Genomic DNA, 21,468 nt, shown 5'->3' on the forward strand with positions numbered 1-21,468 from the left:
TCGACACCCGTGAATCGAGACCTGGCCCATGCCTGAAAAGACCAACAGAATATCCTTCCAGGGCGAGCCGGGCGCCAATTCCGACACCGCCTGCCGCAACGTCTATCCCTCGATGGAGCCGTTGCCGTGCCCGACCTTCGAGGATGCGTTCAACGCGGTCGAGACCGGCAAGGCCGACCTCGCCATGATCCCGATCGAGAACACCATCGCCGGACGCGTCGCCGACATCCACCATCTGCTGCCGGAATCGCGGATGCACATCGTCGGCGAATATTTCCTGCCGATCCATTTCCAGCTGATGGTGCTGCCCGGCGTCAAACGCGACGAGATCAAGACCGTGCACAGCCACATCCACGCGCTTGGCCAGTGCCGCAAATACATCCGCAAGAACGGCTGGAAGGCGGTCGTCGCCGGCGATACGGCCGGTGCCGCCAAGATGATCTCCGAGGTCAAGGATCGCACCATGGCCGCGCTGTCGCCGGCGCTGGCCGCGACGCTCTACGGGCTCGATATCATCGAGGAAAATGTCGAGGACACGGACTCCAACGTCACCCGTTTTGTCGTCCTGACCAAGAGCAAGCAATGGGCCGAGCGGCCGTCAGCCGACACCAAGATGATGACGACTTTCATCTTCCGCGTCCGCAACGTGCCGGCGGCCCTCTATAAGGCCATGGGCGGTTTCGCCACCAACGGCATCAACATGACCAAGCTGGAGAGCTACCAGCTCGGCGCCTTCACCGCGACGCTGTTCTACGCCGACATCGAGGGCCATCCCGACGATCCGCTGGTCAAGCTGGCGCTGGACGAGCTTCGCTTCTTCTCCCGCGAAGTGCGGATCCTGGGCGTCTACCCGGCCAGCGAGTCGCGTGAACAGTGGAAAGTGGCTGACTGATTGCCTTGAGCGTGATCGCTGGACAAACGGAAACCGTTTGTCCGAGAAAACCGGTTCCCACTTTACAAGATCATCTAAATCACAGCGCCCAGCGGCACATAGTCGATCTCGAGAAATTTCTCGACCTCAGGCACCCAGCGGTCGCGCACGAAGGCGACATGGTCGGGATGGTCGTTGTATCTGGTGTAGGCTGCCTGGTCGGCGAACTCCATCGAGAAGCCGAATCGATAGTCGTTCTTGGGGCTGATCTGCCGCAATTGCTCGAAATGCGTGACGCCCCGGATCGCCGTCAGGATTTTCTTGGCGTCGACGAGGAACCGCTTTTCCTCGAGCGAGTGCGGTGGGTGCTTCAACGTGAAGACGACGGTGTGACGGATCATTTGTCTCTCCTGCAATGACTTTCAGTATTCGCTGTCGACCCAGGCGCGGATGAGGTGATGCGCGATCGCCCCTTTCGGCGGCGTGACCAGATTGTCGGCATGCTCCCGGGCCAGCATCAGACGCACCTCGTCGCGGCCGAACCAGCGGCAGTCTTCCAACTCGTTGAGGTCGGCCTGGATGTCCTCGTTGAGCGGCTCGCCGAAGCAGCCGATCATCAGCGAATAGGGAAACGGCCAGGGCTGGCTGGCATGGTAGACGACGCGGCCGAGCCGGATGCCGGCTTCCTCCAGCGTTTCGCGGCGCACCGCGGCCTCGATCGTCTCGCCCGGTTCGATGAAGCCGGCAAGCGCCGAATACATGCCCGGCGCGAAATGCCGGCCGCGCCCGAGCAGGCATTTTTCCCGCGTCGCCGTCAGCATGATCGCCACCGGGTCGGTGCGCGGAAAATGCTCGGTGCCGCAATTCGGGCAATGGCGTTTGTAGCCGCCGGCCCGCATTTGCGATTGCGTGCCACATTTGCTGCAGAAACGATGGCTGGCATGCCAGGCGAGCAGGGCCGCCCCTTGCGCCATCGCCCCCGCCGCCGCTTCGTCGATCAGCCCTTGCATGTAGACCGACCGATAGTCGATCGCCTTGACGGTCTCGGGCAGCTGTTCGGCCTCGATTGCGACAGGCATCGCCAGCACCGGCCCCTGTTCGGAAAAGCCGAGCAGCACAGCCCCGGCGAAGGACGGCTTGAAGGGTTCGCTCCCCGCGGCGTCGAACCAGGGATCGAGACTGCCGCTATTACCAAGCTTCAGGTGGAGCCGGCCGCCATTCATCAGCAAAAGCCGCGTCGTTGGATCCGCCAGCGCCTTGTCGACCGAATCGTCGGCTCGATTCTCGGATTGCCGGTCGATCGTATTGCCGGCAAAGCCGACGAACTGGCTCGGCTCGCGCAAAGGCGCGTCAAACAGGCGGAAGCTCATGCGGTCTCTGATGCTTTGGGATGGACATGTCTGGGAATGAACGTGTCTTGGAATAAACACTGGGGAAGGCTTATAGCGCCGCCCTTATGGTTTCGGCAAACCGGCGCAGGTCGGAACGCTGATAGGGCTCGCGCAGGCCATACCCCCACACCGGGCCGGGCCAGCCGGGATCGCCTTCTGACCGAGCGACGATATGGATATGCAGTTGGCGCACTATATTGCCGAGCGCGCCGGTGTTGATTTTGGTGCAGCCGCTGACTTTCTTCAGCGCCTGCGCCACCATATTGGTCTCGAAGGTCAGCATCGCCTGGTCGAGCGGCGTCATGTCGTGGATTTCTTCCGCGCCCGGCCGCTGCGGCACCAAGACCAGCCATGGCCAGCGGCGATCGTTCATCACCCGCAATTCGCACAGCCCAAGCCACATCAACTGCTCGCTGTCCGCCTCCAGCCGGGCATCCAGCGTGAATCCGGCCTTCAGGCCCGGCAACATCGGCGTTTCCCTTGCTTTTCTTGGTTTCTTCAAACCATGAACGCTAGAGCGGCTGCATCGGGGCTGCAAGCAAATCTCTTGTGTGATCGCGCCGATTTGCCTGCGCACTTGCATTTCGTCGCGCAATTGCCGATATGGACAGCGGGAGGTTGGTGGTGGACGATCCACTCGCCAACCGGGTCAGGTCCGGAAGGAAGCAGCCCTAACGAGCCCGGAACGGGTCATTGTTCCAGCCTCCCACCTCATCGGCCCTCCTCGCGACATTGACGACGCATTGCAGCGCGGGCGAGACTATGCGCAGGAACGGCGCCTTGGGGCGCGGCCTTTTGGAGCTTAACGGGCGAATGAGCGAAGCCGGAAATTCGGGGCCAAAAAGCCCGGAGAATGGAAAGGCCGCCGCCTACCGCGTGCTGGCGCGCAAATACCGTCCTTCGAATTTTTCCGAGCTGGTCGGCCAAGAACCGATGGTTCGCACCCTCACCAACGCCTTTGCCACGGGCCGCATAGCCCAGGCCTGGATGCTGACCGGCGTGCGCGGTGTCGGCAAGACCACCACGGCGCGTATCCTGGCACGGGCGCTGAACTACAAGACCGCGACCGTCGACCAGCCTTCCGTCGACCTCGCCGTGCTCGGCGAGCATTGCCAGGCGATCATGGAAGGCCGCCATGTCGACGTCATCGAGATGGACGCCGCCTCGCACACCGGCATCGACGACATCAGGGACATCATCGAGCGCGTGCGCTATGCGCCGGTCGCGGCCCGCTACAAGGTCTACATCATCGACGAAGTGCACATGCTGTCGACGCAGGCCTTCAACGGCCTGCTGAAAACGCTGGAAGAGCCGCCGCCGCACGTCAAATTCATTTTCGCCACCACCGAAATCCGCAAGGTTCCGATCACCGTCCTGTCGCGCTGCCAGCGCTTTGACCTCAGGCGCATCGACGCCGGCGCGCTGGTCGCGCATCTCTCCTCGATCGCCGACAAGGAAGGCATTTCGGTCGACGACGACGCGCTGGCGATGATCGCGCGCGCGGCCGAAGGCTCGGCTCGCGATTCGCTCTCCATCCTCGACCAGGCGATCGCGCACGGAGCCGGCGCCGTCAGCGCCGAAGCGGTGCGGGCCATGCTGGGCCTGGCCGACCGCGCCCGCATCGTCGACTTGTTCGAACATGTGATGAAGGGCGACGTGGCGGCGGCACTCGCCGAATTCCGCACGCAATACGACACCGGCGCCGATCCGGCTGCCGTGCTGACCGATCTTGCCGAATTCAACCATCTCGTCACCCGGTTGCGTTTCGTGCCGACCGCCATGGACGATGCATCGCTGTCGCAGGACGAGCGCCAGCGCGGCGCTGATTTCGCCAGGGCGCTGTCGGTCCGCGTGCTGTCGCGGACCTGGCAGATGTTGCTCAAGGGCATTCCCGAGGTGCAGTCCTCCAACCGGCCGGTCAGTGCCGCCGAAATGGTGTTGATCCGGCTGGCGCACGCCGCCGACTTGCCGACTCTGGACGAGGCGTTGCGATCACTGGACAGGGCAGCAACAGCTCAGAATGGCGCACCGCGCCCGAATGGCGCCCCTGCCGGTCCTGGCAATGGCGGCGCGGCCAGCGCGGTGGCGCAGGCGCGCATGCCATCCGGTTCCGGTGGCGCGCAGACCATGCGGCTGGTCGAGGCCTCGCCGGCGCCGGCCGCCTTCGTCGCACCGCCCGCGCCGGTTTCCGAGCCACAGCAGGTGCCGGTCAGGTCGCTGGCCGACATCGTTGCGCTTGCCGACGCGCAGCGGGACATAGCCTTCAAGGTGCTGGTCAAGCGTTGCATCCGTCCCGTCCGCTTCGAGCCTGGCCGCATCGACGTCAGCCTGACCGACGATGCGCCCAAGCTGCTGCTCAACGACCTGACGACGAAACTGCGCGCCTGGACCGGCCGCAACTGGCTGGTGTCGCTGTCGAAGGAAGAGGGCGGCCAGACACTAGCCGAAATGGAATCGACCAAGCGCGAAAATGCCTTCCTCGATGCCAAGAGCGATCCGACTGTCGCCGCCATCCTGGCGCGCTTTCCCGGCGCCAAGATCATCGACGTGCGCATTCCCGACGCGCCGGAGGCAGACGCGACCGAAGCCGAAGTGCCGGTCGAGCCGCCGGCGGATGATGACGAGACCTGATAAACCAAGACAAGGATCGGACCATGAAAGATCTTCTCGGCCTGATGGGTAAGGCGAAGGAAATGCAGGCCAAGTTCCAGGCCATGCAGGATGAGATCGCTACGGTCGAATCCGTCGGCCAGGCCGGCGGTGGCCTGGTCAGCGTCACCTTGAGTGGTAAGTTCGAGATGAAGTCGCTGAAGATCGACCCGTCTTTGTTCAAGGAGGACGAGGTCGAGATCCTCGAGGATCTGATTCTGGCCGCCCACAACGACGCCAAGGCCAAGGTCGAGCAGATCATGCAGGAAAAGACCAAGGCGCTGACTGCTGGCCTGCCGATCCCGCCGGGAATGAAACTGCCGTTCTGATGCGTCTCGCCCAAGACCGTGCAGCGGTTTTGGGGCAACGGCATGCATGAAAGTTTAACTCAGCGGCGATGCGCCCATGACCGAAGAGCCGTCCGAAAGACTGATCGAGCAACGTATCCGCAACAGGATCTACGAGATTCTGGAAATTCTGGCCGATTGCGATGCCGGCGTCGATATTGTCGGCATCAAGGGCTACTTCTACCTGTTCGAGGATTTCGTGCACCGGCCGTCGATCGAGGCCGGCACGTCGGCGCTTTCGAAGGACGAGCGCGCTGTCGTGCTGGAGATCGCCGAATTCCTCGAGGCGGCCTCCGAAACAAATCCCGATTTCACCAAAGCCGAATTCATCGACAGCGACTGGCCGGGCAAGATCGCGCCGGCGGCCAGGGACGCGCGGGCGCTGTTTCTCAGGCGCGGCCTGTTTTCAGAGAAATTCGAGGAGCTCGAGCCTGGTCAGCCGGCTGCGATTGCGGCCGGGCGGTAGCGATTCCCCGGACAAACGGGACGCAGTTTGCCCTCGGCAATTGCGGCGAAACCAAGAGAGAGCGGTCATCGCTTTCGTGAAATGACGGCTCGATCTATCTGGAAAGGCTCAAAATTGTGCCTTTTCGGCAACAGTACGTTGTTAATAACGTTTTGGCCATCATTTTGCCCGAAAGTGTCTCATTCTTGCCGCAGCCTGGGGGCGGGCATCGAAGTGAGAGGGTAACCTGTTGATCGTTACGCGATGGAAGACGCCGCTGTTGCTCGGCGTCATCACGTCTCCCCTGTTTTTGGCTGCCTGCAGCCAGACCACTTCGCACGGCATGTCTGTTGCAGGCCTGACAGACGCCATCACGCCGAGCTTCCTGACGTCGCGCGCCTCCAGCCACTCGCCGAAGGACAGGGAGTGCCTGGAAAGGGCGATGTTCTTCGAATCCAACCGCTCGAGCCGCGATGGCATGATCGCTGTCGGCACCGTGGTCATGAACCGGTTGCGCTCCGGCAACCACGGCAGCACCATCTGCCAGGTGGTCGGCGAGCCGGGGCAATTCGCGCCGGGCGTCATGACCAGGCCGATGAATTCGCGCGCCATGCCCGATGTCGAGGAAGCGGCCGATGCAGTGCTCAAGGGCGAGCGCAAGGCCAAGCTGAAGAACACGATGTATTTCCACACGGCGGGTCTGCGCTTCCCCTACAAGAACATGCACTACACCATGGTTGCCGGCGGCAATGCTTTCTACGAGAAGCGCGGCCGCAACTGGCAGCCGCTGCCGGATGAACCAATGGTGGCGGTTGCCTCGGCCGGGTCCGAGATCGTGAAACCGGCCGCGCCGGTGACGATGGTTGCCTCGGCCGAGCCGGCGCGCCCCGCCAAAACGTCCCGGACCGCTCCGGCGCAGCAGGTCTTCATGACCGCCGCCGCGGAACCGGCTCGCCAGCTCAAGACCAAGACCGCCCCGGCTCAAGAGACCTTTATGACCGCGGCTGCGGCGCCCGCGGCGAAGTCGGCGCGCGTGGCCGTGAAGCCGACAATGGTCGCGATGCAGGAGCCGATGGAAGAACCGGATGCCGCCCGTTTCGGCGGAACCTTGAACACCCGCGTCATTTCCTCGGTTCAGGGTGCGCCGCAAGAGGCGGCGATGGGATTCCAGTCGACGCCTGAGAACACCGACGCCATCGGTGCGATGATCGTCAGCCAGTCTCGACCGCTCGAGGTCAACTGATTCGTACCGCCACGGCTTCGCGTGGCAGCATGGCGACCATGCGCGAACGCGGGATGTTCCAAAGCGCTCCAATATTTTTTTGACGCAATTCCCATGGGAAAGCGCTTTGCGCTTTTCCCGGGAAAACCGCTTCGCACTTTTCCTGAAATTGCTCTAGATCAGAGCAATGTCCAAGCGAATCGCCGGTCCCGAGATCGAACGCCTGATCCAGCTCCTGGCCAAGGTGCCGGGGCTCGGGCCCCGTTCGGCCAGGCGCGCTGCCCTGCATCTGATCAAGAAGAAGGAACAGCTGCTGTCGCCGCTCGCCGCCGCCATGGGCGAGGCGGCCGACAAGGTGCGCATCTGTTCAACTTGCGGCAATGTCGACACATCGGACCCTTGCATGATCTGCACTGATCCGCGCCGCGACGCCGCCACCCTCATCGTCGTCGAGGACGTCTCGGATCTCTGGGCGTTGGAGCGGGCAGCCGCCATGAACGTGCGCTACCATGTGCTCGGCGGCACGCTGTCGCCGCTCGACGGCATCGGCCCCGACCAGCTCAACATCCGCTCGTTGATCGACCGCGTCGCCGGCGGCGAGGTCAAGGAGATCATCCTCGCCGTCAACGCAACGGTCGAGGGCCAGACCACCGCGCACTACCTCACCGACCAGCTGTCCGGCTTCGACATCAAGGTGACGAGGCTGGCGCATGGCGTACCGGTCGGCGGTGAACTCGACTATCTCGACGAGGGCACGCTCGCCGCCGCGCTGCGCTCACGGACGGCGTTTTGACGCAATTAGCGGGAAGGGTGCGGATCATGATTGTTGCGCGCCCTTCGAGGCTGGTGCCAAGCACCGATACTGAACGCGGACTTCGCCAGCTCTGTCTGGCATTTTTCCTGGCTGCGCTTGCCTTCCTCGTCTTTTCTGCCCCCGCCTCGGCCGCCAAGATCGACGACCAATTCCGCGCCTGGCTGCAGAACGACCTCTGGCCCGAGGCCAAGGCCAAAGGCATTTCCAAGCAGACATTCGATGCCGCCTTCGATGGCATAAAGCCCAATCTGAAGCTACCCGACCTTGTCATGCCCGGCGAGAAGCCGAAGACGCCGCAGAAGCAGCATCAGGCCGAGTTCGGCTCGCCCGGCGCCTATTTCGCCGAGAAGACGGTTCGTGCGGTGACGTCAGGCGGCCGCGCGCGCGAAGCCGCCAACGCCAGGACGCTTGCCGCGATTGAAAAGCGCTATGGCGTGCCCGGCGAGATCCTCCTGGCGATCTGGGGCCGTGAGACCGGCTTCGGCGCGGCAAAGATGCCTTACGACGCCTTCGAGGTTCTCGGCACCAAGGCATTCATGTCGACGAAGCAGGATTTCTTCCGCACCGAGCTTTTGGCCGCGCTGGAAATCGTCCAACGCGGACTGGCCCCGGTCGGCGCGATGAAATCGTCCTGGGCCGGTGCGCTTGGCCAGCCGCAATTCATGCCGACCTCCTTTCTCAAGCATGCCGTGGATTTCGACGGCGATGGACGTGTCGACATCTGGAATTCGACGCCCGACGTGCTCGCCTCGATCGCCAATTATCTCGTCCATTATGGCTGGGTGAGGGGACGCGGCTGGGGTTTCGAGGTGACCGTACCCGAGAGCGTCTCCTGCTCGCTGGAAGGTCCCGATCAGGGCAAGAAGATCTCTGAGTGGGCTGGTATGGGCATCAAGCGAGTCGGCGGCAAGCCGTTTGCGGCGAGCGAGTTGAAGGCGCAGGGCTTCCTGCTCATGCCGGCCGGCCGCAGCGGGCCGGCTTTCATCGCCACCCCCAATTTCTATGTGCTGAAGGAATACAACACCAGCGACCTCTATGCGCTGTTCATCGGCCACGGCGCCGACCGCATTGCGCATGGCGACCAGAATTTTTCCGGCAGCTGGGGTCCGGTCGGCGATCTCCATCGCTCCGACATCGCCGCCCTGCAGCGGGCGCTGGAGGCCAAGGGCTATGATGTCGGCAGCGCCGACGGCCTGCCGGGCTTCAAGACCCGCCGTTCGATCGGCAAGTGGCAGGCCAAGAATGGCCAGGCCGCGACCTGCTTTCCCGATGCGGGCCTGGTCACCGCGCTGAAATAACTCAAAAATTGGCAGATCTTTCTCGTTCGGCTGCCTCGATCGGTCGGCGTATGCGTCGACGCGCCATCCGCCATTCGCCTTCAATAGGCCGTTCTGCAAATGCTCGTTGCCCGTCACAAAGTGGCCGGATATGCTGTTGACCAATTGGACAAAAACCACGACGGTAAGGGGTTAGAGGCCGTCCTTTGGCCCCGACAAGAATTCTACAATCCTGAGCCGGGAACTCAGGTCAACAACCAACAAAACAGGGAACAATCACCATGATGATGGAAAAGTTTGCTCTTCGCTCGCGTGCCTTGCTAGCGGGCGCGGCGGTGTCCGCGCTGCTTATTGGCGCAGCACCCGCCTTCGCCGTCACACCCGCCGACACGCTGGTCGAGGGCTTCGCCATCGACGACATCATCTCCATGGATCCGGGCGAAGCGTTCGAACTGTCGACCGCCGAAGTCACCGGCAACACCTATGACCTGCTGGTCCGTCTCGACCTCAGCGACACCTCCAAGGTCAAGCCGGATCTCGCAGAGAGCTGGACCGTCTCCGACGATGGCCTGACCTATACGTTCAAGCTCAAGCCAGGCCTCAAATTCGCCTCGGGCAATCCGATCACCGCGGCCGACGTCGCCTATTCGTTCGAGCGCGCCGTCAAGCTGGACAAGAGCCCGGCCTTCATCATCGACCAGTTCGGCATCAGCGGCGACAACGTCACCGAAAAGGCCAAGGCAATCGACGACACCACCTTCCAGTTCACCGTCGACAAGGCCTATGCGCCGAGCTTCGTGCTGAACTGCCTGTCGGCCACGGTCGCTTCCGTTGTCGACGCCAAGCTGGTCAAGGAGCATGTCGCCGCGGTGACGCCGAGCGCCGACTACAAATGGGACAATGACTTCGGCAATGCCTGGCTGAAGACCGGCTATGCCGGCTCCGGCGCCTACAAGCTGCGCGAATGGCGCGCCAACGAAGCCGTCGTCATGGAGCGCAACGACAATTATCACGGTGAAAAGGCCAAGCTCGCCCGCGTCATCTACCGCAACATGAAGGAAAGCTCGGCCCAGCGCCTGGCGCTCGAAGCCGGCGACATCGACGTTGCCCGCAACCTCGAGCCGAACGACCTCGACGCCATCGCCAAGAACGCCGATCTCACCACCACCAGCGCGCCGAAGGGCACGGTCTATTACATCAGCCTGAACCAGAAGAACCCGAACCTCGCCAAGCCCGAGGTTCGCCAGGCCTTCAAATACCTGGTCGACTACGATGCGCTGAGCTCGACCATCCTCAAGGGTATCGGCGAAATCCACCAGTCATTCCTGCCCAAGGGCGATCTCGGGGCCATCGACACCAATCCCTTCAAGCTCGACGTTGCCAAAGCCAAGGAATTGCTGGCCAAGGCCGGCCTGGCCGACGGCTTCAGCGTCACCATGGACGTACGCACCGGCCAGCCGACGACCGGAATGGCCGAATCGATCCAGCAGACGCTCGGCCAGGCCGGCATCAAGCTGGAGATCATTCCAGGTGACGGCAAGCAGACGCTGACCAAGTACCGCGCCCGCAACCATGACATCTATATCGGCAATTGGGGCCAGGATTATTTCGATCCGAACTCCAACGCCCAGACCTTCGCCTCCAACCCCGACAATTCGGATGCCGGCAAGTCGCACACGCTCGCCTGGCGCAATTCCTGGGACATTCCGGACCTGACCAAGGAAACCGAAGCGGCACTGCTGGAGAAGGATGCAGGCAAGCGGGCTGATATGTACAAGGATTTGCAGCAGAAGATCCTCGACACCAGCCCCTTCGTGATCATCCATCAGCAATTGGAAGTGGCCGGGCTGCGCAAGAACCTCAAGGGCTTCGCGCTTGGTCCGAGCTTCGACAGCAACTTCGTCGGCCCGGTCTCGAAAGAATAAAGCCGACGGACGCGCCGCATGAGCGCGATTGAAAACGAGAGCGGGCGCGGCAGTGCCCGCGCGGTCGCCATTGCCTCGGCGATCGGCCGTTTCCTGGTCATCGCGGTCACGACCTATCTTGGTCTTCTCGCGGTGACCTTCTTCATCGGCCGTGTCATCCCGATCGATCCGGTGCTGGCGGTGCTCGGCGATCGGGCGCCTCTCAATGTCGTGGAGCGCACGCGCCGCGAGATGGGCCTCGACCTGCCGCTGATCGAACAGTTCTACATCTATGTGAAAAATGCCCTGAACGGTGATTTCGGCACATCGGTGCTGACCACCAACCCGGTCATGACTGACATTCGCCGCGCCCTTCCAGCAACGACGGAACTGGCGACGCTGGGGACACTGATCGGTGCGCTGTTCGGCGTGCCGCTCGGCGTGCTGGCCGCGGTCAGGCGCGGCAGCATCATCGACCAGATCGTGCGCGTCATTGGCCTGATCGGCTATTCCGTGCCGATCTTCTGGCTCGGCCTGCTTGGCCTCGTCCTGTTCTACGCCAAATTGCAATGGGTGGCTTTTCCGGCTCGGCTCGATGTCGTCTACGAATACACCTTCACGCCGATCACCGGTTTCTACCTTCTCGATTCGGCGATGCAGGGTCAGTGGGATGTCTTCTGGGATGCCTTCCGCCACATCATCTTGCCGGCCTCGCTGCTCGGCTATTTCTCGCTCGCCTATATCAGCCGCATGACGCGCTCGTTCATGCTCAACGAACTTGCGCAGGAATACATCGTCGCCGCCCGCGCCAAGGGCCTGTCGGAAACCCGCATCATCTGGGGCCACGCGCTACGCAATGCCGCGGTGCCGATGGTGACGGTGATCGCGCTCTCCTATGCTGGGTTGCTCGAAGGCTCGGTGCTGACCGAGACTGTCTTCTCCTGGCCGGGCATCGGCCTCTACATTACCAACTCGCTGCAGAACGCCGATATGAATGCCGTCCTTGGCGGCACCATCGTCATCGGTTCGGTGTTCATCGCCATCAACCTTCTGTCGGATCTTCTCTACCGCGTGCTGGACCCGAGGACGAAGACAGGATGAGCGCAGACACCATCCAGAGCCGTCGCGACTGGCTGCTCAGCGAGCGGCCGGCCTCGCGCATGCAGGCTAGGCTCGGACGCGCCTATGTCGCGTGGCGGCGTTTCTCGGCCAACCGGCTGGCTTTTGTCGGCCTGCTGATCATCATCGCCTTGCTGGTCATCGCAGCCCTTGCCGGCGTGCTGGCGCCCTATTCGCCGACCTTCGGTGATCTCAAGAATTCCCGGCTGCTGGCGCCCAGCGCCGAGCACTGGTTCGGCACGGACGACCTCGGCCGCGATATCCTTTCGCGCATCCTCTACGGTTCGCGCTGGACGCTCTATGTCGTCATCCTGGTCGCCATCATCGCCGCCCCCATCGGCCTGCTGGTGGGCACCGTCGCCGGTTACGCCGGCGGCTGGACCGATGCCATCCTGATGCGCATCACCGACATCTTCCTCGCCTTCCCCAAGCTCGTTCTGGCGCTGGCCTTTGTCGCTGCCCTCGGCCCCGGCATCGAAAACGCGGTGCTGGCGATAGCCATCACCTCATGGCCGCCTTACGCTCGAATTGCTCGCGCGGAAACGCTGACGGTGCGCAATTCCGATTACATCAAGGCTGTGCAGCTGATGGGCGCGTCGCCCTTCCGCATCGTGCTGCGCCACATCATGCCGCTCTGCATCTCCTCGCTGATCGTCCGGGTGACGCTCGACATGGCCGGCATCATCCTCACCGCCGCCGGCCTCGGCTTCCTCGGCCTCGGCGCGCAGCCGCCGCTGCCTGAGTGGGGCACGATGATCGCGTCGGGCCGCCGCTTCATCCTCGATCAATGGTGGGTGGCCGGCGCGCCGGGCTTCGCCATTCTCATCGTCAGCCTCGGCTTCAACCTGCTCGGCGACGGCCTGCGCGATGCCCTCGATCCCCGGAGCGGTGACCAATGAGCGGCACACTGCTTGAAGTCGACGACCTTCGGGTCGATTTTCCGACCCGAACCGGCCTGGTCCAGGCCGTGCGCGGTGTGTCCTTCACGCTCGGCCGCGAGCGGCTCGGCATTGTCGGCGAAAGCGGCTCGGGAAAATCGCAGACCGGCCGCGCCATCATGGGCCTGACGCCGCCGCAGGCCAGGATATCGGCCAGGAAACTGGCCTTCGACGGCATTGACCTGCTCGGCATCTCGCCGCGCCAGCGCCGGGCATTGCGGGGCAACCGCATCGCCATGATCCTCCAGGATCCGAAATACTCGCTCGACCCGGTGATGAGCATCGGCCGCCAGATCGTCGAGACGCTGCGCACCCACGAAAAAGTCAGCAAGGCCGAAGCGCGCGAGCGCGCGCTGGCCATGCTGGAAGCGGTCCAGATCCGCGATCCCAAACGCGTCTTCGACCTGCATCCGCATGAGGTCTCAGGCGGCATGGGCCAGCGCGCCATGATCGCCATGATGCTGATCGCCGGGCCGGAAATGATGATTGCCGACGAGCCGACCTCGGCGCTCGACGTCACCGTGCAACTCGACGTGCTCGGCATCCTCGATAAATTGGTCAGCGATCGCGGCATGGGGCTGATCTTCATTTCGCACGATCTGCGCCTGGTCTCGTCCTTCTGCGACCGCGTCATCGTCATGTATGCCGGCAAGGTGGTCGAGCAGCTAAAGGCCTCCGAACTCGGCCAGGCCCAGCATCCCTACACACGCGGCCTGCTCAACTGCATGCCCAGGATCGGCTTCGAGCGCCACCCGCTGCCGGTGCTCGACCGCAAGCCGGAGTGGGCGGCATGACAGCTGCGATCACCGTCGACGGGCTGGAAGTGATCTTCGACCGGTTTCGCGCGCTGAAAGGCGTCAGCCTCGAAGTCAGGTCAGGCGAATCCTTCGGCCTGGTCGGCGAGAGTGGTTCCGGCAAGTCGACGCTGCTCAGGGCGATCGCCGGCCTCGCGCCGGTCGCATCGGGCAGCATCAACGTCAACGGCAAGACGCTCGGCACGCGCCGCGACAAGGCCTTTTATCGCGAAGTGCAGATGGTCTTCCAGGATCCCTATGGCTCGCTGCACCCGCGCCAGACCGTCGACCGCCTGCTGCAGGAACCGCTTGCCATCCACGGCTTTGCCGATGGCGAGAAGCGCATCGAACGCGCGCTCGACGAGGTCGGCCTCGGCAACGGCTTTCGCTTCCGCTACGCGCATCAGTTGTCGGGCGGCCAGCGCCAGCGCGTGGCGATCGCACGTGCGCTCATCCTCGAACCCTCGATCCTGCTGCTCGACGAGCCGACCTCGGCGCTGGATGCCTCGGTGCAGGCGGAAGTGCTCAACCTTTTGGAAGAGGTCCGCCGACGGCGCAAGCTGACCTTCCTGATGGTCAGCCACGACCTCGCCATCATCACCCATATGTGCGAGCGGCTGATGGTGATGCAAAGCGGCGAGGCGGTCGAGAATCTCACGGCGGCCCAACTTGTCGCGCACCGCGTGACAGAGGATTATACGCGCAATCTGCTCAGGGCCAGCGAGGGGTTTGTGAGGGCGTAGCCAAGCTTTTTAAATCGACTTCCTTGGCGCCACGCGAGCGTCAGGCGGCTCCGCCCTCAGGCAAGGCTCCGCTGTGTCCAGCTTGGCTCGATTGCTTCGGCTCCTTGATCCGGAACCACGTCACATAAAGCGCCGGCAGGAACAGCAGCGTGATCGCCGTACCCGCGATGATGCCGCCCATCATCGCGTAGGCCATCGGTCCCCAGAACACTTCGCGCGCGATTGGGATCAGCGCCAGGCTGGCGGCGGCCGCGGTCAGCGCGATCGGCCGCATCCGGTGTTCCGTCGCCTCGATGACGGCCGCCCAGCGGTCCTTGCCTTCGGCGACGAGGTCCTCGATCTGCACGATCAGGATGACCGAGTTGCGGATCAGGATGCCAATCAGCGCCAGCACGCCCAGGATGGCGACGAAGCCGAGCGGCGCGCCGCTCGGCACCAGGGCCGCGACCACGCCGATCAGCCCGAGCGGCGCCACCGCCACCACCAGGAACAGGCGCTGGAAGCTCTGCAACTGGATCATCAGGATCGTGGCCATGACGAAAAGCATCAGCGGCACCACGGCCGCGATCGGCCCCTGGCTCTTGGCGCTTTCCTCGACCGAGCCGGCGGTCTCGACCGAATAGCCCGGCGGCAGCTTGGCGATGAAGGCATCGACCGATGGCTTCAGCTCGTTGACCACGGTGGCAGGCAGCACGTCGCCGACCAGTCCGGCGCGCACGGTGATCGTCGGAATGCGGTCGCGCCGCCAAACCGTTGGCTGTTCGAGCTCGTAGCGGAAATTGGCCACCGCCGCGAGCGGGATCGCCTCGCCGGTGCTGGTCGGCAACTGCATGTTCTGCAGCGTCCCGATCGAGCCGCGTTCGGCATCGCGTGAGCGTGCCACGACATTGATGAGATAGGTGGCGTCGCGCACCTGCGTGATGGTGGCGCCGCCGACCGTGCTGTTGAGCGCGCTGGCGATATCGGAAGAGGTGATGCCGAGCTGGCGCGCCTTGTCCTGCAGCACGTCGACCCTCAGCACGCGTTGCGGCTCGTTCCAGTCGAAGGTGGGGGCCGCCAGTTTCGAATTGGCCGAGATCACACCGGCGAATTGTTGCGCCAGCTCGCGCACCGCCTGGATGTCGGGACCGCCGACGCGGTATTGCACCGGACGGCCGACAGGCGGGCCGAGCTCGAGCAGCTTGACGAAGGCGTCGGTGCCGACAAATTCCTCGCGCAGCAGCCTTTCCAGCGCCGGCTTGACCCGGTTGCGGGCCTCGATGCTCTTGGTGACGATCACGGTCTGGCCGAAATAGGGGTTGGCCGGCTGCACGTCGTAGGCCAGCACGAAGCGCACCGCGCCCTGGCCGATATAGGACGAGAAATGGTCGATGTCGGGATTGCCGACCAGCGCCCGCTGCTCGAAGCGCTCCATCTGGTCGCGCGTCTCCGCGATAGAGGAATTCTGCGGCAGGTTCCAGTCGACGATCAGCTCGGGCCGGTCGGAGGGCGGGAAGAACTGCTGCTGGACGAGACCGAAGCCGGCGATCGAGGCGGCAAACAACAGCACTGTGGCGATGATGGTCAGCCAGTGGTGGCGCACCGAGCCGACAAGCACGCGCCGGAACAGCGAGGTGAAGCGTCCCGGCTGGTCGTGGTGTTTCGTCTTCATCGTCGCCGGCAGGATAGTGACGCCGAGCAGCGGCGCGAACAGCACCGCCACGATCCACGACACCAGCAGCGACACGGCGATGACGACGAACAGCGTGAAAGTGTATTCGCCGGCTGCACTCGAATTGAGCCCGATCGGGATGAAGCCGGCGACCGTCACCAGCGTGCCGGTCAGCATCGGGAAGGCGGTCGATGTGTAGACATAGGTCGCCGCCTTGCGCAGATTGTCGCCGACCTCCAGCCGCGCCACCATCATCTCGACGGCGATCATGGCGTCGTCGACCAAAAGGCCGAGCGCGATGATCAGCGCGCCGAGTGAAATGCGCTGCAGCGAAATGCCGAGATAGGCCATGACCGTGAAGGTGATGGCCAGCACCAGCGGGATCGACAGCGCCACGACGAAGCCGGCGCGCATGCCGAGGCTGATGAACGACACCGCAAGCACGATGGCCACCGCCTCGAACAGGGCGCGGGTGAAGCCCGAGACGGCCTCCTCGACGATGACCGGCTGGTCGGCGACCAGGTGCACGCCGACACCGACCGGCAGGTCGGCCAGCACCTTGTTCATCTCCTCGTGCAGCGCCTCGCCGAACTGCAGCAGATTGGCATTGGGCTTCATGCCGATGGCGAGCCCGATCGCGTCCTGGCCGTTGAAGCGGAAAAGCGCCGTTGGCGGATCGGCATAGCCGCGCGTGATCGTCGCCACGTCGCTCAGCCGGAAGAAGCGGTCGTTGACGCGTAGGTTGATGGCGCGAAGGCTGTCCTCGGAGGTGAACTGGCCGCCGACGCGTACGCTGATGCGCTCCGGTCCGGACTGGATGACGCCGGACGGCGTGATCGCGTTCTGCGCCTGCAGGCTTGCCACGATCGCCTGCTGGTTGAGGCCGAGGGCGGCGATCTGGCGGGTCGAGAATTCGAGATAGATCGCTTCGTCCTGCGCGCCGACGAGATCGACCTTGCCGGCATTGGGCACGGTCAGGATCTTGGTGCGGACATCCTCGACATAGTCGCGCAATTGGCGCGGCGTCAGCCCGTCAGAAGTGAAGGCGTAGATGTTGCCGTAGACATCGCCGAAGCGGTCGTTGAAGAACGGTCCCTGCACGCCTTGCGGAAACTGCGCCTTGATGTCGTTGACCATGTTGCGCACCTGAAGCCAGTTCGGCACGACATCGCGCGCCTTGGTGGTGTCCTTCAGGTTGACGAAGATGACGGTCTGGCCGGCGGTGGTGACGGACTTGGTATAGTCGAGGCTGTCGAGTTCCTCGAGCTTCTTCTCGATGCGATCGGTTACCTGCTGCACGGTCTCCTTGACCGATGCGCCCGGCCAGTTGGCCTGGATGATCATCGTCTTGATGGTGAAGTTGGGGTCTTCCTCACGACCGAGATTGAGGTAGGAGAAGATGCCGGCCACGACGAAGACCAGCATGAAATACCACACCATGGAGCGGTGGCTGAGCGCCCAGTCGGAGAGATTGAAGCCCTTCATCAGACGCCGCCCTCCAGCACTTTGACCTTCTGGCCTTCGCTCAGGCTGTGGACGCCCGCGGTGACGACGCGCATGCCGGCGTTGAGCCCTTCAGCCACTGTGAAGGCGCCGCCATTCTTCGACGCGACCTTGATGTCGCGCGTGCTCACGCTCGATGTCTGCGGGTCGACGATCCACACCTTGTCGGCGCCGTTCTTTTCCAGCAGCGCCGAGATGGGCAGTTCGATCGTCGGCGCCACCTTGGTCACGCGGGTCGCCGTCACCGTCGAGCCGAGCCGAAAGGCCTGTGGCGGATCGGTGAGTGTCAGCTTGACGCGCCGGGTGCGGGTCGAGCCTTCGGCCTGCGGCGCGATCTCGCGCAGCTTGGCCTGGGTCTCGATCGTCGGCAGCGATTGCAGGATCACCTGGAACGGCGTGCCGGTGGTGAGATCGCCGGTCAACTGATCGGGGATATCGACCACGGCTTCGCGCAGATCCGAGCGCGCCACGGTGACGACCGTCTGGCCGGCCGAGACGGTCTGTCCGACCTCGGCGCCGACGGCGGTGACGACGCCGTCGAAATCCGAGAACAACCTGGCGTAGCCGAGCTGCTCCTGCGATTTGGCCAGCGAAGCCTTGGCCCGCTCGACATTGGCCTCCGCGGCCTTGCGTGCCTGCTGCGCGGCATCGAAGACGGCCTGCGAGGCGTTGGCCGCGGCAAGCAGCTGGCGCTGGCGCTCCTCGCTGGCGGCAGCATTGGCGAACTGTGCCTCGGCATTGGAGAGCTCGGCCTTGGCTGCTTGCACCGCCAGCTCCAGCGCGGTCGGATCGAGCGCGGCGATCGTCGTGCCCTTGCTGACGATGTCGCCGACCTTGACGTCGCGCGAGACGACCCGGCCAAGCAGGCGGAAGGCAAGGTCGGCGCTGATCTGCGGCTCGACCGAGCCGGCAAAGCCGAAGGTCTGCGTCGTGCGCGGCTCGACCACCATCGACAGCACCGGCCGGATGACCTCCGGTGGCTTTTCCTCCGATTTCGAGCAGGCGGCGAGCGCGCCAAGCGCGAACAGGCCAAGCATGATGGACCGGTTCATTGGCCCGCCCCCGATATCTCGACCGTCTGGCCGGGACTGAGCAACTGCCCGCCCGCGGTCACGACGCTTTGGCCCTCGTTCAGTCCGCTGGCGATGACGACCGTGCCCGAATCGAAAGCCAGCACCTCGACCGGCGTCGGCGCCACCGCCTTGGTCGAGGGGTCGACGATCCAGACCGCCGGTTTGCCCGCGCTGGATGTCAGCGCCTGCCAGGGCAGCAGGATCGCCTTCGCCGGCTTGGCGCTGACCGACCCGATGACGGCCGCCCCGAGCGGCATGCCGGCGGGCGTGTCGGCAATGCCGACCTTGACCCGGATCGAACCGGAAGCCTGGTCGACCGCCGGCGAGATCTCGCGCACCTTGCCTGTCGCCCGGACCTGCGGGTCGGACAACAATGTGATCGTCACCGCCGGCGAGGCCGGCGTCTTGGCGACCAGCGTCTCTTGCACGTTGAACACCGCATCGCGGTCACCGTCCTCGGCGACCGTGAAGACGGTTTGTGCCGCCTGCACCACCTGGCCGGTTTCGACCTGGCGGGCGGTGATCACACCGGCGGCACCCGCCTTGAGCTCGGTGAAGGACAGGTTCTGCTGGGCGTTGGCGAATGCGCTCTGCGCGGCATCGACGCTGCCTTGCGCCACCTTCAGCGCCTGGTCGGCGGCATCATAGTCGCGCCTTGTGGTGAAGCCCTGGGCAAGCAGCGTCTTCTGCCGCTCGAAGGCGGCGGCGGACTGGGTCAGCTGCGCTTGTGCTGCGTCAAGATCGGCCTGTGCGGAGCGCAGATCGGATTGCTGCTCCTGCGGATCGATGCGGGCAAGCACCGCGCCCTGGTCGACATGCTGGCCGACATCAACAAGCCGCTCGGCAATGCGGCCGCCGACGCGGAACGACAGATTGTTCAGCGTGCGCGCCGCGATGACCCCGGTCAGCGAGGTTCTCGGCGCATAGTCGGCCATCGCCACTGTTTCGGTGCGCACCATGATCGGCAGTTTCTTGTCCGCCGCTTCCTGCTTCTGGCAGCCGGCCAGAAGCAATGCGGCTGCGCAGACGCACATTGCCGAGGCGATTGGAAATGACAAAAGACTGGAGGTTCTGACGGATGGCGGCGAGACGAACGATGTCGCGTTCCTGCTCATGGGCTCCCCAAGCCGCGGGTTGCTGATCCTCGCGGATGTCAGGAGGATAATCGATCCCCGGAAAAAGGAAACCGGCCTCGTACGGGTATCGCCCGACTGGCTAAGGCCCGGATCTTCTCGTCGCAGGCCCAATCGCCCGCCGGTGGTGCCGACTTGAGGAAAACATGAAATAAGGTCAGAAGACATCTGATCAACGAGGACGGGCGCCGGCCCGATGAGGGATATCATGAAGAATTCAGCCATTTCCGAACGCAAAAACCAGTCGATCTCGCGCGGCGTCGGCATGACCACGCAAATCTATGCCGACCGGGCCGAAAATTCGGAAATCTGGGATGTCGAAGGCCGTCGCTACATCGACTTTTCCTCGGGCATCGCCGTCGTCAACACCGGCCACCGCCACCCCAGGGTGATCGAAGCGGTCAAGGCGCAGCTCGACCGTTTCACCCACACCTGCCACCAGGTCGTGCCCTATGAGAGCTACGTCAGGCTGGCCGAACGGCTGAATGCCATGCTGCCCGGCAAGTTCGAGAAGAAGACGATCTTCGTCACCACCGGCGCCGAGGCGGTCGAGAACGCCATCAAGATCGCCCGCAATGCCACCGGACGCCCGGCCGTCATCGCCTTCGCCGGCGGCTTCCATGGCCGCACCTTCATGGGCATGGCGCTGACCGGCAAGGTCGTGCCCTACAAGGTCGGCTTCGGCGCCATGCCGGGCGACGTCTATCACGCGCCGTTCCCGGTGCCGCTGCATGGTGTGTCGGTTGCCGATTCGCTGGCCGCACTCGACCGGTTGTTCAAGGCCGATGTCGATCCGGCCCGCGTCGCCGCCATCATTGTCGAGCCGGTTCAGGGCGAGGGCGGCTTCTACGAGGCGCCGCGCGAATTCTTGACCGCGCTGCGCAAGCTCTGCGACCAGCACGGCATGCTTTTGATCGCCGACGAGGTGCAGACCGGCTTTGCCCGCACCGGCAAGATGTTCGCGATGGATCACCATGAAGTCGCGGCCGACATCACCACCATGGCCAAGAGCCTGGCCGGCGGCTTCCCGCTGTCGGCCGTCACCGGCCGCGCCGAAATCATGGATGCGCCCGGCCCCGGCGGCCTCGGCGGCACCTATGGCGGCAGCCCGATCGGGGTTGCCGCGGCACACGCGGTTCTCGACGTGATCGAGCACGAAAAGCTTTGCGACCGCGCCAACACCCTGGGCGCGCGGCTGAAGCAGCGCCTGCAGTCGATCCGCGACGACGTGCCCGAGATCGTCGATATCAGGGGCCTCGGCTTCATGAACGCGGTCGAGTTCAACGACGTCAAGAAGGGCCTGCCGTCGGCCGAGATCGCCAACGCCATCCGGCTGAAAGCGCTCGACAAGGGCCTGATCCTGCTGACCTGCGGCGTCTACGGCAACGTCATCCGCTTCCTTGCGCCAATCACCATCCAGGACGAGGTCATGAACGAGGCGCTCGACATTCTGGAAAGCTCGATCCGCGAAGTCTGCGCCGCCTGAACCGCTTTACCTCCCCCTCGTGGGGAGGTCGGACTGAGGTCCGTGTGGGGGGCTTGGCGCCCACCCCGCTGCTTCGCAGCGACCCTCCCCACAAGGGGGAGGGTAAGG

19 protein-coding genes and 1 other RNA gene are annotated in these 21,468 nt (G+C 64.0%); 14 read left to right on the plus strand and 6 right to left on the minus strand.

Going from position 1 to position 21,468, the window contains the following annotated elements; translation table 11 throughout:
* Positions 1 to 28 precede the first annotated feature (28 nt).
* Positions 29 to 892, plus strand: coding sequence for a prephenate dehydratase (locus D3242_RS12700; RefSeq protein WP_064984594.1), 864 nt, complete (start codon positions 29 to 31; stop codon positions 890 to 892).
* A 74-nt stretch (positions 893 to 966) separates the two neighbouring features.
* Here D3242_RS12700 and D3242_RS12705 read toward each other — a convergent pair whose 3' ends face one another.
* The 3 genes from D3242_RS12705 to D3242_RS12715 all read right to left on the minus strand — a co-directional run bounded on the left by D3242_RS12705 (position 967) and on the right by D3242_RS12715 (position 2,731).
* The gene (locus tag D3242_RS12705) at positions 967 to 1,272 is read right to left on the minus strand and encodes a Dabb family protein (RefSeq protein ID WP_019863036.1); all 306 of its coding nucleotides are present in this window, start codon (positions 1,270 to 1,272) and stop codon (positions 967 to 969) included.
* Positions 1,273 to 1,293: 21 nt separating this feature from the next.
* Positions 1,294 to 2,241: an NAD(+) diphosphatase gene (gene nudC, locus D3242_RS12710; RefSeq protein ID WP_019863037.1), complete on the minus strand. Its 948-nt coding sequence runs from the start codon at positions 2,239 to 2,241 to the stop codon at positions 1,294 to 1,296.
* Positions 2,242 to 2,311: 70 nt separating this feature from the next.
* Entirely contained in the window at positions 2,312 to 2,731 is a 420-nt protein-coding gene (locus tag D3242_RS12715) for an HIT domain-containing protein (protein WP_019863038.1), read from the minus strand.
* A gap of 144 nt (positions 2,732 to 2,875) precedes the next feature.
* Between D3242_RS12715 and ffs the strand changes: the two genes are divergently transcribed.
* From ffs to D3242_RS12775, 12 genes are all read left to right on the plus strand, one after another.
* An RNA gene (gene ffs, locus D3242_RS12720) (signal recognition particle sRNA small type) lies at positions 2,876 to 2,972 on the plus strand.
* A 103-nt stretch (positions 2,973 to 3,075) separates the two neighbouring features.
* Positions 3,076 to 4,893: a DNA polymerase III subunit gamma/tau gene (locus tag D3242_RS12725; RefSeq protein WP_064984596.1), complete on the plus strand. Its 1,818-nt coding sequence runs from the start codon at positions 3,076 to 3,078 to the stop codon at positions 4,891 to 4,893.
* A 23-nt stretch (positions 4,894 to 4,916) separates the two neighbouring features.
* Entirely contained in the window at positions 4,917 to 5,240 is a 324-nt protein-coding gene (locus D3242_RS12730) for a YbaB/EbfC family nucleoid-associated protein (protein WP_019863040.1), read from the plus strand.
* Between the two features lie 76 nt (positions 5,241 to 5,316).
* On the plus strand, positions 5,317 to 5,724 hold the full coding sequence (locus tag D3242_RS12735; protein ID WP_027047715.1) for a hypothetical protein: 408 nt from the start codon (positions 5,317 to 5,319) through the stop codon (positions 5,722 to 5,724).
* Positions 5,725 to 5,953: 229 nt separating this feature from the next.
* The gene (locus D3242_RS12740; RefSeq protein ID WP_064984597.1) at positions 5,954 to 6,946 is read left to right on the plus strand and encodes a cell wall hydrolase; all 993 of its coding nucleotides are present in this window, start codon (positions 5,954 to 5,956) and stop codon (positions 6,944 to 6,946) included.
* 166 nt (positions 6,947 to 7,112) lie between these two features.
* Positions 7,113 to 7,718, plus strand: coding sequence for a recombination mediator RecR (recR, locus tag D3242_RS12745; RefSeq protein ID WP_019863042.1), 606 nt, complete (start codon positions 7,113 to 7,115; stop codon positions 7,716 to 7,718).
* A gap of 26 nt (positions 7,719 to 7,744) precedes the next feature.
* Entirely contained in the window at positions 7,745 to 9,037 is a 1,293-nt protein-coding gene (locus D3242_RS12750) for a lytic murein transglycosylase (protein ID WP_019863043.1), read from the plus strand.
* A 260-nt stretch (positions 9,038 to 9,297) separates the two neighbouring features.
* Entirely contained in the window at positions 9,298 to 10,941 is a 1,644-nt protein-coding gene (locus tag D3242_RS12755) for an ABC transporter substrate-binding protein (RefSeq protein WP_027047717.1), read from the plus strand.
* Positions 10,942 to 10,959: 18 nt separating this feature from the next.
* On the plus strand, positions 10,960 to 12,021 hold the full coding sequence (locus D3242_RS12760) for an ABC transporter permease (RefSeq protein ID WP_019863044.1): 1,062 nt from the start codon (positions 10,960 to 10,962) through the stop codon (positions 12,019 to 12,021).
* Positions 12,018 to 12,938 carry a nickel transporter permease gene (nikC, locus tag D3242_RS12765; protein WP_019863045.1) on the plus strand — a complete coding sequence of 307 codons (921 nt, stop codon included), beginning with the start codon at positions 12,018 to 12,020 and terminating at the stop codon, positions 12,936 to 12,938. Before D3242_RS12760 ends, nikC begins: the two co-directional genes overlap by 4 nt.
* Complete coding sequence (locus tag D3242_RS12770) at positions 12,935 to 13,771, plus strand: ABC transporter ATP-binding protein (RefSeq protein ID WP_064984599.1); 837 nt, start codon at positions 12,935 to 12,937, stop codon at positions 13,769 to 13,771. Before nikC ends, D3242_RS12770 begins: the two co-directional genes overlap by 4 nt.
* A complete protein-coding gene (locus tag D3242_RS12775) occupies positions 13,768 to 14,514 on the plus strand; it encodes an ABC transporter ATP-binding protein (RefSeq protein WP_064984725.1) in 747 nt (248 codons plus the stop codon). Before D3242_RS12770 ends, D3242_RS12775 begins: the two co-directional genes overlap by 4 nt.
* 40 nt (positions 14,515 to 14,554) lie before the next feature.
* Here the strand turns inward: D3242_RS12775 and D3242_RS12780 are convergent, their stop codons facing one another.
* The 3 genes from D3242_RS12780 to D3242_RS12790 are packed head-to-tail and all read right to left on the minus strand — an operon-like array spanning position 14,555 to position 19,856.
* On the minus strand, positions 14,555 to 17,650 hold the full coding sequence (locus tag D3242_RS12780; RefSeq protein ID WP_064984601.1) for an efflux RND transporter permease subunit: 3,096 nt from the start codon (positions 17,648 to 17,650) through the stop codon (positions 14,555 to 14,557).
* Positions 17,650 to 18,720, minus strand: a complete 1,071-nt coding sequence (locus D3242_RS12785; RefSeq protein ID WP_019863050.1) for an efflux RND transporter periplasmic adaptor subunit — start codon at positions 18,718 to 18,720, stop codon at positions 17,650 to 17,652. Before D3242_RS12785 ends, D3242_RS12780 begins: the two co-directional genes overlap by 1 nt.
* Positions 18,717 to 19,856, minus strand: a complete 1,140-nt coding sequence (locus D3242_RS12790) for an efflux RND transporter periplasmic adaptor subunit (RefSeq protein WP_064984603.1) — start codon at positions 19,854 to 19,856, stop codon at positions 18,717 to 18,719. The genes D3242_RS12785 and D3242_RS12790 overlap by 4 nt, the downstream gene beginning before the upstream one ends.
* A 226-nt stretch (positions 19,857 to 20,082) precedes the next feature.
* Here D3242_RS12790 and D3242_RS12795 point away from each other — a divergent pair, with 226 nt between their 5' ends.
* Entirely contained in the window at positions 20,083 to 21,360 is a 1,278-nt protein-coding gene (locus D3242_RS12795) for a 4-aminobutyrate--2-oxoglutarate transaminase (RefSeq protein WP_064984726.1), read from the plus strand.
* The last annotated feature ends 108 nt before the right edge of the window (positions 21,361 to 21,468 follow it).

It is taken from the genome of Mesorhizobium jarvisii, from assembly GCF_003601985.1.
Classification (GTDB): Bacteria; Pseudomonadota; Alphaproteobacteria; order Rhizobiales; family Rhizobiaceae; genus Mesorhizobium; species Mesorhizobium jarvisii.